The following is an 11008-nucleotide window of genomic DNA, read 5'->3' on the forward strand; positions in this document are numbered from 1 at the left end:
AGGACCACTGCGATGAAGACATCGATTGCGACCGTTTCGCTGAGCGGCGACCTCAGTGACAAGCTGGAGGCGATCGCCAAGGCCGGCTTCGACGGGGTGGAGATTTTCGAAAATGACTTTCTGATCTTCGACGAGAGCCCGAGGGAGGTCGGCCGCATGGTGCGCGACCTCGGCATGGAGATCACGCTGTTCCAGCCGTTCCGCGATTTCGAAGGCATGCCGGAGCCGCTGCGCAGTCGCACCTTCGACCGGGCGGAGCGCAAGTTCGATCTCATGCAGGAGATGGGCACCGACCTCGTGCTGGTCTGCTCGAACGTCTCGCCGGCTGCGCTTGGCGGTCTCGACCGGGCGGCGGCCGATTTTCATGACCTCGGCGAGCGCGCCGCCAGGCGCGGCCTGCGCGTCGGCTACGAGGCGCTTGCCTGGGGCCGTCATATCCACGATCACCGCGATGCCTGGGAGATCGTCCGGCGGGCCGATCATCCGAATATCGGCCTGATTCTCGACAGCTTTCATACGCTGTCGAGGAAGATCGACGTCAATTCGATCCGTTCGATCCCGAAGGAGAAGATCTTCATCATCCAGCTCGCCGATGCGCCGCTGATCGACATGGATCTGCTCTACTGGAGCCGGCATTTCCGCAACATGCCCGGCGAAGGCGACCTGCCGGTGCTCGATTTCATGAAGGCCGTCGCCGCCACCGGTTATGACGGTTATCTGTCGCTGGAGATATTCAACGACCAGTTCCGGGGCGGATCTGCCAGTGCCATTGCCGTCGACGGTCGCCGCTCGCTGATCTATCTCGGCGATCAGGTCAAGCGGCAGCAGCCAGAGAGCGCGCTGCCGGTGCCGGCCATGCCGCCGCGCGCCAAGGTCGAAGGCATCGCCTTCATCGAGTTCACCGCCGACGAGGACGAGGCGGCGGCCCTCGAGGCGCTGTTTGCAAGCCTCGGCTTCCATAAGGCGGCCAGACACAAGAGCAAGCGGGTGACGGTGTTTCGCCAGGGCGCTATCAACCTCGTCGTCAACACCGAACGCAAGGGCTTTGCCAGCGCCTCCTATGCCGTGCACGGCACCTCGGCCTATGCCGCCGGGCTGATGGTCGACGATGCCAGGGCGGCGTTGCAGCGGGCCGTCGCGCTTGGGGCCGAACGCTTCGAACAAGCGCTCGATGCCGGCGAGATCGAGATGCCGGCGGTGCGCGGCGTGGGCGGCGGTGTTCTCTATTTCCTCGACCGCCAGAGCGAACTCGGCCGCATCTGGGAGATCGAATTCGATGCGATCGACGACGATTCCGCCTCCCGGCCGGCCGGGTTGCAGTCGATCGACCATATGGCGCAGACGATGAAGTACGAGGAGCTCTTGACCTGGCTGTTGTTCTACACTGCGCTCGTTGAGGCCGAGAAGACACCGATGGTCGATATCGTCGATCCCTCCGGCATCGTCCGCAGCCAGGTGGTCGAGAATGTCCAAGGCTCGCTACGCATTACCATGAACGGCGCGGAGAACCGCAATACGCTGGCCGGTCGCTTCATCGCCGAGACCTTCGGTTCCGGCATCCAGCATCTTGCCTTCAGGACCGACGACATCTTCGCAACCGCTGCCGCCCTTGCCGCCAACGGCTTCGTGCCGCTTGCGATCTCGCCGAACTATTACGACGATCTCGAAGCCCGCTTCGGCCTGGAGGCCGAATTCGCCGAGCGCCTCAAGGCCAACAACATCCTCTATGATCGCGACGAGGCCGGCGAATATTTTCAGCTCTACAGCCCGACTTACGGCGAGGGGCTGTTCTTCGAGATCGTCGAGCGGCGCGGTTATCGCGGTTATGGCGCCGCCAATGCCATCTTCAGGATAGCAGCCCTGAGGAAACATCTGCGGCCGGCAGGCCTGCCCCGCCCCTGAGACGCGCTTTCAGGCGGGGTCTCAGCATAAGCTCGCCATGGGGGAGAATGGCAAGACAACGGGCTCAGCATCGATGCGGAGACCCCTGCCCGAGGCCACCGTCGACCTATCGCGTCGTATAACCGCCGTCGATAACAAGCACTTCGCCGGTGATGTAACTTGCCGCCGCCGAGCAGAGGAACAAGGCGGCGCCAGCCACCTCCTCCGGCTGTCCGACGCGTCCCATCGGAGTCATGCTGCGCCAGATCGGAAACCAGTCGGGATTGTCGATGCCGCCGCGTGACAGATCGGTCTCGATATAGCCCGGCGCAATGGCGTTGACGCGGATGTTTTCAGCTGCAACTTCGCTTGCCAGGCTCTTCGTCATCATATGAACCGCCGCCTTGGAGGCGTTATAGGCGACCTGGTTCTGCGGAATGTTGGAGACGATGCCGGAAATCGAGCCGATATTGAGGATAACGCCGCCGCCTTGGCGCCGCATCGGCGTGAGTGCCGCGCGGCAGGCGCGGAAGACGGCGTCGACATTGACGGTCATGATCTCGCGCCAGATGGCATCGGGGAATTCGCCGCTGTCGCCATGAATGGCGATGCCGGCATTGTTGACGAGAATGTCGAGCCGGCCCGTCCGTAAGAGCGTCTCGGTGATGAGCGCGTCGGCGGCATCGTCTTTCAGCAGGTCGGCGGCGATGAAACCGCAATCCACACCGGCTTTGGTGAGCCGGTCCTCCGCCGCCGCATTGCGTGACCTTGCCGCTATGAGGACTTTGGCGCCTGCCTCGCCGAGCGCCTCGGCGATCGCAAGCCCGATGCCGCGCGTGCCGCCGGTCACGAGCGCCACCTGTCCATCCAGGCGAAACCTATCGAAGATCATGTCCGCTTCCTTCTATGATTGCGACAGGCCGGCACATTCTCGTCAGATATCCGTGCTTTGCGGCAGGATGACGAGATCGCGGATCGTGATGTTGCGCGGGCGCGTCAGCATGAAAAGTACCGCATCGGCCACTTCCTTCGCCTCCATCAGGCCGCCGGCGGCGAGCGCCTCGTCGAGCTTCTCCTGCGGCCAGTCGCTGATGAGTGCGGTGACGACGGGGCCCGGCGCGATGGCACCGACGCGCAGGCCATGTTTGGCCACCTGCCGCCGCAGCGTATGGACGAAGGCTTGCACCGCATGTTTGGAGGCTGTGTAGATCGGCTCCCAGACCACGGGAACCAGACCGGCGACGGAGCTCGTCAGGATGATATCCCCGGTCTTGCGCTCAACCATGTGCGGCAGAACGGCATGCACCGAGCGAAAGGCAGCGTTGACGTTCAGGTTGAGCATCCGGTCCCACGCGTCGGGATCGCCTTCTAGCACCTCGCCACCGATATAGGAGCCGGCATTGGCGTGGAAGATATCCAGCTGGCCTGTTTTCTTCAGGATCTCAGGCATCATCCCAGCTACGCTTTTCGGGTCGGTGAGATCGATGACCAGCGGAATGGCATCTGCACCGAGCGTCGAGCAGATTTCCTTCAAGCCCTCCTCGTTGCGGTCGACCAGCACGACCCGAGCACCTGATGCAAGCATGGCCTTGGCGCATTCCAGGCCGATACCCGAGGCCGCTCCGGTGACGGCCGCGACTTTTCCAGACAGATCCTGTCCCATTTTCTTCCTCTGTTTTCTTGAGTGGTTTAGGCCCGGCCGTGCGAGATCCGCGATCGACGGGCGAGCGAGTCGACGATGACGGCGACGGCAAGGACGGCGCCGGTGATCATGTAGCGAAGCGACGACGACAGATCGAGAAGCGTCAGCCCGCTGGCGATCGACTGGATGACGATGATGCCGAGAAGGGCTGAGTAAGCGCTGCCGCGCCCGCCGAACAGGCTGGTGCCGCCGATCACTGCCGCGGCGATGGCGTTGAGATTGACATCGCCGGTGCCGGCCTGCTGGCTTGCCGTCGCCAGCCGCGCGGCCGAGAGCACGCCGCCGGTCGCCGCAAGCAGGGCACAGGCGACGAAGGCGCTGGCATAGATGCGCGACACATTGATGCCCGAGCGGCGGGCGGCCTCTCTGTTGCCGCCGACGGCCTGCAGGGATCGGCCCCATTTGGTACGCGTCAGCGCATAGTTCATGGCGGCGACGAGGCCGACGAAGAGGCCGAACATCCACGGAATTCCGCGCGACTGGTTGAGATAGAATGCGACTGCTTCCAGGGCGATCGTGATGACGACGGCCCGCAGACACAGTCCGCCGGTCGATTTCGACGACAGGCCTGCCGCCCGCCGGCGCGCCGCTGTGCGGTAGCTCGCCAGGAAGAAGGCGATGCCGGCAAGCGCTACCAGCAGATAGGCGACCGGGTCCGGCATGACCATGATCTGGCCGAAATTCACCAGCCAGGAACCGTAGGGGAGATTGATCGAACCGGTCGCTCCGAGGATATAAAGCTGCAGGCCGAGAACCGCGAGCAACCCTGACAGGGTAGAGACGAAGCTCGGCATGCCGAAACGGTTGAACAGGAAGGCATAGAGTGAGCCGATCACGGCGCCGACGCTCATCGCGGCGAGGACCGCCAGCGCTACCGGCCAGCCCTGATTGACCCAGAAGACACCGACCAGCGCCGACGCGAAGCCGCTGACCGAGCCGACGGAAAGATCGATCTCACCCACCATCAGGATGCAGACGATGCCGAGCGAGATGACGCCGACCGTCGAGCAGTCGAACAGCATGTTGACGAGATTGGCGCTGGAGAGAAACACCGGGTTGAGCGCCTGGAACACCGTCCAGATGATCGCCAGGCCGACAATGACAGGCAGCGAGCCGAGGTCGCCGGAGCGGATGCGATTCCAAAAGGCGCGCATCGAGCCGGCGAGGCTGTCGTCATGGCGCACTCTTTCGTCATGCCGGTCGAGAAGCTGAGGTGCTGCCGGTTCGTTCGGGATCGTCTTCATTATGGCCTGCCCTCCTCGTTTTGCTGGCCTTGCGCCCGGCGGCGCATGGCGCGGCGGGAGACGGAATTGTTGGATGCGCCGGTAATCGCGCTGACGAGCGCCTCGTTGGAGGCATCGGGCATGAAGGTGCCGTTGTTGCGCCCGAGCCGAAGGACGACAATGCGGTCGGCGACGGCGCGCACATCCTCCATATTGTGGCTGATCATGATGACGGCGAGGCCGCGTTCGCGTACGCGCTCGATCAGGTCCAGCACCTCGGCGGTCTGGGCGACACCCAGTGCTGCCGTCGGTTCGTCGAGCATGATCAGTTTCGGCTCGAGTAGCAGCGACCGGGCGATCGCCACTGTCTGGCGCTGCCCGCCGGAAAGCGAGGCGACGGGCTCGCGCACGCTGGGGATTCGGGCAGAAAGCTCGTTCAGGAGCTTCCAGGCGCGGATCTCCATAGCGACCTCGTCGAGTTGGAAAGGGTTGAGTTCCTTGCCGAGGAAAATATTGGCGACGACGTCGAGATTTTCGCAAAGCGCCAGATCCTGAAACACGGTTGCGATGCCAAGATCGAGGGCGGCACTCGGGCTCGACAGGTCTGCCTGTTTGCCCTCGAACAGGATAGTGCCGGAGCTCGGCTGGTGAACGCCGGCCAGGATCTTGACCAGCGTCGATTTGCCGGCGCCGTTGTCGCCGACGAGCGCTACGACCTCGCCCGCATGCACGTCGAGTTCGATATCGGTGAGCGCCGATACGGCCCCGAAGTTCTTCGAGATTCCACGCAGGCTGAGAACGGGCTGGCGGGAGCCGTCAAGAATAGGAGAGGTGTCGGACATCGCCTGGCCTTTCAGAAGAAGCGAAAACCGCAAGCGCGACCGGCGATCCGGCCGCGCTTGCCTTGGCTTGATCACTTGGTGATGCCGAGCTTCTTGCAGCCATCGGCATAGCGTCCGGTGCACAGCTCCTCGGCGGTGTTGATCTTCTTGTCGATGATCTCTGCCTTGAGGTTTTCGGCGGTGACGACAGCTGGCACGAAGAGCTGTGCCGGCGTGTCGTAAAGCGTCATTTCCGCCTTGATCGTCTCTCCTGCCAAGAGCTTCACCGCGACGTCGGCGGCGGCAGCGGCGACGATTTCGCTCGGCTTGGAGATCGTGTTGTACTGATCCCCCGATATGATCAGCTGCAGCGCGGCGATCGTGGCATCATTGCCGGTCACCGGCGGCACGGGATCGACACCGGCCGCCTTGAAGGCGGCGATGGCGCCGCCGCCGGTCCCGTCATTGGCGGCGACGACGCCGACGATCTGTTTGCCGAAGCGGGTGATCTGGCCGGCGGCCCATTGCTGCGCATTCGCCGGCTGCCAGTTCGGCGTGTCGAATTCGGCAAGCGTCTTGTAGCCGCCGCTGGCCAGACCCTCGTGAATGCCGTCCTTGATCAACCCGGCGGCCGCATCGGTCGGCGAACCGTTGATCTGCAGGATGCCGCCGGCGTCGGTCGGCACGTTCTGGGCCTTCAGATGCTGGACGAGCGATTCTGCGATCGCCTTCCCGATCGCCTTGTTGTCGAAGGAGACGTAGAAATCGGCCTTGCCCTTGGGGATCGGGCGGTCATAGGCGATGACCTTGACCCCTTGGCTCTGAGCGAGTTGGACGAGAGACGCGGCGGCGGCCGAATCCACCGGATCGAGCACGATGACCTTGGCCCCTTGCGTGATCGCTGAATTGAATTGCTGCTGCTGTTTGGCGATATCGGCGTCGGCATTCTGATAGATGACCTTGCATGAGGCGCAGAGCTTTTTCATCTCCGCGACGAAACCTGGATGGTCATGCTCTTCGTAACGAGTCGAGCCCTGGTCAGGCATCAGGAATGCGACCGTCGCATCCGCGACGGCGCTTTGCGCGAAGGCGGAATTACCGCCGAGCAGGAACAGGGCGAGGGTTGCGGCGCCTGCCGCTTTTGTCGACAATTTCATCATTTGCATCTCCTCCCATTGGAAATTTGTGTGGTTTCGTCATTGCAATGTTCTGCTGCATGAGCCTCAGGACAAGCATCTGCTTTCGCGAACCGCTCATCGCGTGTTCGCGTTCAAACCAGTGTCAGCTTTTGTCTCCCCTCCCCGTCCTACTTGGCGCCGTCTTCGGCGAAAGTTGCTTCCCTTTGCCTGGAACCGCGCTCGTCCGGCGCCCCTAAGCCGCCTTGACCACGTTGATATTGTCGCCCAGCAATCGCCGGAAGCGGGAGGGCGTCATGCCCTTTTCCGCGAGGAATTGCCGGTTGAAATTGGACAGGTTGTTGAAGCCCACCTCGAAGCAGATATCGGTGATTGATGCGTGATCGTCGCTCATCAGGATCTGACAGGCGAGGTTGATGCGCAGGCGTTTCACATATTGCACGAGCGACATGCCGGTGTGGCGGCGGAAGGCGCGTGAAAAGGCACCGGTGGATTGTTCGGCAATTCCGGCAAGATCGGCTTCGTCGAAGGACTTCGTCAGGTTCTCCCTGATATAGGCGAGTGCCTTGTTGATCCCGGCCGACATGTAGCCCGATGGATCGGGCAGATAGCTCGGGCTGGCGAGAAGCTGGGCGTCCTGCGCCCGGCTGAGCAGGCCAACGATCATCATGAAGAGCTCGATGCGGCGCACGCCGTGCGCCTGCTGCACCTCGTTCATCAGCGGCGCGACCTGTCGGCTGGTCTCGCCGCCGAAGAGCACGCCGCGGCGGGAGGCTTCCAGCACCGGCTCGAAGGGCGCGAGCTCGGCCAGCACCTTCATCGTGTCGCTGATGAAATTCTCGCTGAACTGAATGAGCTGGCATCGAAGCGGAATGCTCGATCCCTTGGGGACGTCGCTGATCCAGTTGTGGGGAAGATTGGGGCCGGCAAGCACGAGATTGCCCGGCTCGAACTCGCCGATGAAATCGCCGACGAAATAGCGCCCGGTTGTCGCCACGACGAGATGCAGCTCGTATTCCGGATGAAAATGCCAGCGAACCGTATGATAGGGATAACCGTGAGCCTTCGTTGCGAAAGATTCGCCCGGCCTGATCTGAACGACTTCCAAGTCAGGTTCCATCGTTTCCTCCTCCGAGGACGGGTTCCAAGCCCACCCGCCAAATTCCCTTTTTGGCCTTATTGTTGAGATGGAGTGTAGTGATCTCGTTTCGCCTCTGCCACCACGATTCGCGGTCAAAACCGATACTTTTTTGATGATTGAAGCCGCGCGGGCGGTGCAAAAGACGACGATAATCCGCATCGGAGATCGTCCAAAGACCTGGCTCAGGCGGCCAGAGCGGCAATGACGTTCCTGACCAGCGCAGCCGAAGACAGCCGGCTGGTGGCGCAGCTCGGTGCGCCGATAGCCCCGACGCGTATGGAAACGCCGCCGCGCGCATTGGCGATCGCAAACATCGACTCGTCGGTCAGATCATCGCCGATGGTGATCGGACAGCGGTTCTTGAACGGGTCGAATTGGAAAAACCGCTCCAGCGCATCACCCTTGCTCGACCGTGCCGGCCGCAGTTCGAAGACCATCTTGCCGAGCTGCAGCGCCCAGTTCGGCCCTGCGACCTCGGCATAATGATGCATGCGCTCCTCGAGCACTTTTTCATATTCGGGCGCAAGCCGGTAATGGGCGGCAACAGCCGCGCCCTTATCTTCGATCAGCACGCCCGGATACTGCTCGGCTTCCGCGATCAGCGCATGTTTCAGCGCCTGAAACTCGGGTGTTGCCTCCAGCGTATGCATCCCGGCGGCACTCCTGATCTCGGCGCCGTGCAGGCCTGCTGTCGGAAATGCAAAGGGCTTGAACAGGGCGTCCGCATAGGCAAGGGATCGTCCGGTCACCAGTGCCAGGGCGCCGCCGAGCTTGTTCGACAGCCGATGAAGTTGTCCTGGAAGAGCTTCCGGGACCTCGATCGCATCCGGCGTGGGCGCAAGGTTGAGCAGCGTCCCGTCGATATCGAGAAACATTGCCCAGTGTTCGGGCTCGTCCAAAACCAATGAAAGCATTTCCTGTGTAGCGGCGTCGTCCTGCACGGTCGTCTCCAAACTCTAGAATCCTTGAAGCTAGGTCGCCGGCCGGCAACGACAAGGTGACTTGGCCGCCGGGAACATTCAGAGGCAAGTCAGCGTTCTATTTCGCCGCCCGTTCAAGCACTCGCGCCATAAAAGGTAGATTGATGGCCAAAAGCAGTTCCAAGCCTAGCGAGGAGGTCAATGCTCCGTTGGCGCATGGTGCGACTATTCTGCCGCTGGTGACGATCGACGACTACAACAACGAACTGCGTGACAAGAACGGCTTCGTTGGCGACAACGCCAACAAGAAGACCTTCCAGCAGAAGCTCGACGATTGGAGAAAACATGTCCGCAAGTTCGGAGACGACCCGATCGGCAAGGTTGCAACAGCAAAGCTCTCCAAGAAAAAGATCGAGGCTCTGCTGAAGGGAGACGATATGGAGGCCGCCGCACTGATCATGGGCGCGGTGGAGGACTTCGCACAGGATTTTGCCGAGGTGATCGGGAAATTCCTCAAGGACGAGCGCTGGTCCAAAACCGAGCGCATCGTCGTTGGCGGCGGCTTCAGGCAAAGCCGCTTCGGGGAGTTGGCGATCGCCAGGACCATGGTTCTTCTCAAGGCGGCCGGCGTCAATATCGAGGTCGTCCCGATTGTTCACCATCCGGACGAGGCGGGACTGATCGGCTCCGTGCATCTCATGCCACCCTGGATGTTCAAAGGCTATGAGGCGATGCTGGCCGTCGATATCGGCGGCACCAACGTCCGTGCCGGCGTCGTCGAATTCGGAAAGGAAAAGAAGCCGCATTTTGCCGATGCGCGCGTCTGGGAATCGGCCATCTGGCGCCATGCCGACGATGAGCCGAGTCGCAGTGCGACGATAGAGAAGCTCGCGACAATGGTGCGGGAGTTGATCGACAAGGCCGAAAAAGCCAATCTGAAGCCTGCTCCCATCATCGGGCTCGGCTGTCCTGGTATCATCAAGGCCGACGGCTCGATCGAACGCGGCGGGCAGAATCTCCCCGGTGGCAATTGGGAGAGCGACAGCTTCAATCTTCCCGCCGCGCTGATGAAGGCCATTCCCGAGATCGGTGATCACAGCACGTTCGTGATGATGCACAACGACGCTGTGGTGCAGGGATTGTCGCAGATCCCGTTCATGCACGACGTGTCACGATGGGCGGTGCTGACCATCGGCACCGGTTTGGGCAATGCGCATTTTACCAATCGCGAAGGAATGAAAGCGCGATAGCGTCTAAATTCTGTCCCGGTCATGCAGATCGTCGACCGGTGCGCGGCATCCTGCGCCGGTGCTTGCGATTCATCCCACTATCTGGTTCGCAGTGTTATGGTAAATAGGTGGTAAATAAAGGGAAATTCAGCAGGTGGAAGCGAAGTCGCCCGTAGGTTCCGCTAGGGTCGGTTCGCTTCCGGCAGGTATCAGAGCGGCCCGGCTGAAGGACTGGGGCGTCGTGCAGCCCGTCTCGTGTGATCGAGCATAGGCAACGCCACCTGATTCGACTACCGCGCCGCACGCTTTTTCAGGCGCGGGAAGGCTCATGCAACGGGGAGCGTATGCAATCTTCGTCGTCGGCCTCCGCCATCGTCGGCCTCCTTCCTCTCCCCTCCCCTCCCCTCCCCTTTCTGCCTTGCATCGAAAAGATGGTGATAAAGCTGCGGGGCAGTTCTCGGCACGTTCAAATTGCGCTTAACTTCCAGACCTCAGGCAGGTCGATACACAGACGAAAGATGGAAAATGAACTTCAAGGGAATAAGCGCGCCGCTCAATGCTGGCCGTCTCGAACAAATGCTCGGCCTTGCTCCGTCACGCCGCGATCCCGAAGCCCAGGATCCAAATGGCAAGTCCTCCGGCAACGAACCCGTCCGCGGGCTGCAATCTGAAAGCCTGTACCCTTCGTCTGTCTTTAAATAAGAAATGGCATGGCCCCAACCGGGCGGGTCAATCAGCGATGAGCCGGCGACGACGTTTGGCAGCTCGGCGGGTGTCGACGGATGTGGTGTCTGCGTCGTTGTCAGCTGACAACGGCGCTAAGATTCCGAAATCCCAGGTGATTTTTCGCTGAATCCGGTTTGTTATCGATTGGCTAACCAAGAAATCGCTTGACGGAATCGGCAGACTCACGATCATTTGCGCAAAATCACCCGATTTATCAGGATTTGCGTGA

10 protein-coding genes are annotated in these 11008 nt (G+C 61.5%); 3 read left to right on the plus strand and 7 right to left on the minus strand.

The window, feature by feature from the left end; translation table 11 throughout:
• Positions 1 to 12 precede the first annotated feature (12 nt).
• A complete protein-coding gene (locus tag J2J99_RS26875) occupies positions 13 to 1902 on the plus strand; it encodes a bifunctional sugar phosphate isomerase/epimerase/4-hydroxyphenylpyruvate dioxygenase family protein (protein ID WP_168302299.1) in 1890 nt (629 codons plus the stop codon).
• Positions 1903 to 2008: 106 nt separating this feature from the next.
• Here the strand turns inward: J2J99_RS26875 and J2J99_RS26880 are convergent, their stop codons facing one another.
• From J2J99_RS26880 to otsB, 7 genes are all read right to left on the minus strand, one after another.
• Positions 2009 to 2773, minus strand: coding sequence for an SDR family NAD(P)-dependent oxidoreductase (locus J2J99_RS26880; protein ID WP_168302298.1), 765 nt, complete (start codon positions 2771 to 2773; stop codon positions 2009 to 2011).
• Positions 2774 to 2815: 42 nt separating this feature from the next.
• A complete protein-coding gene (locus J2J99_RS26885) occupies positions 2816 to 3544 on the minus strand; it encodes an SDR family oxidoreductase (RefSeq protein ID WP_168302297.1) in 729 nt (242 codons plus the stop codon).
• Positions 3545 to 3570: 26 nt separating this feature from the next.
• Positions 3571 to 4827, minus strand: a complete 1257-nt coding sequence (locus tag J2J99_RS26890; RefSeq protein WP_168302296.1) for a sugar ABC transporter permease — start codon at positions 4825 to 4827, stop codon at positions 3571 to 3573.
• A complete protein-coding gene (locus J2J99_RS26895) occupies positions 4827 to 5648 on the minus strand; it encodes an ATP-binding cassette domain-containing protein (RefSeq protein WP_168302295.1) in 822 nt (273 codons plus the stop codon). Before J2J99_RS26895 ends, J2J99_RS26890 begins: the two co-directional genes overlap by 1 nt.
• A 71-nt stretch (positions 5649 to 5719) precedes the next feature.
• Entirely contained in the window at positions 5720 to 6793 is a 1074-nt protein-coding gene (locus J2J99_RS26900) for an ABC transporter substrate-binding protein (RefSeq protein ID WP_205919330.1), read from the minus strand.
• A 205-nt stretch (positions 6794 to 6998) separates the two neighbouring features.
• Positions 6999 to 7883, minus strand: a complete 885-nt coding sequence (locus J2J99_RS26905; RefSeq protein WP_168302294.1) for a helix-turn-helix domain-containing protein — start codon at positions 7881 to 7883, stop codon at positions 6999 to 7001.
• Positions 7884 to 8086: 203 nt separating this feature from the next.
• Positions 8087 to 8818 carry a trehalose-phosphatase gene (otsB, locus tag J2J99_RS26910; RefSeq protein WP_205919333.1) on the minus strand — a complete coding sequence of 244 codons (732 nt, stop codon included), beginning with the start codon at positions 8816 to 8818 and terminating at the stop codon, positions 8087 to 8089.
• A gap of 170 nt (positions 8819 to 8988) precedes the next feature.
• Between otsB and J2J99_RS26915 the strand changes: the two genes are divergently transcribed.
• Positions 8989 to 10074, plus strand: a complete 1086-nt coding sequence (locus tag J2J99_RS26915) for an ROK family protein (RefSeq protein WP_168302292.1) — start codon at positions 8989 to 8991, stop codon at positions 10072 to 10074.
• A 504-nt stretch (positions 10075 to 10578) separates the two neighbouring features.
• The gene (locus J2J99_RS26920) at positions 10579 to 10755 is read left to right on the plus strand and encodes a hypothetical protein (protein ID WP_168297480.1); all 177 of its coding nucleotides are present in this window, start codon (positions 10579 to 10581) and stop codon (positions 10753 to 10755) included.
• Positions 10756 to 11008 lie beyond the last annotated feature (253 nt).

The organism is Rhizobium binae (assembly GCF_017357225.1).
Taxonomy (GTDB): Bacteria; Pseudomonadota; Alphaproteobacteria; order Rhizobiales; family Rhizobiaceae; genus Rhizobium; species Rhizobium binae.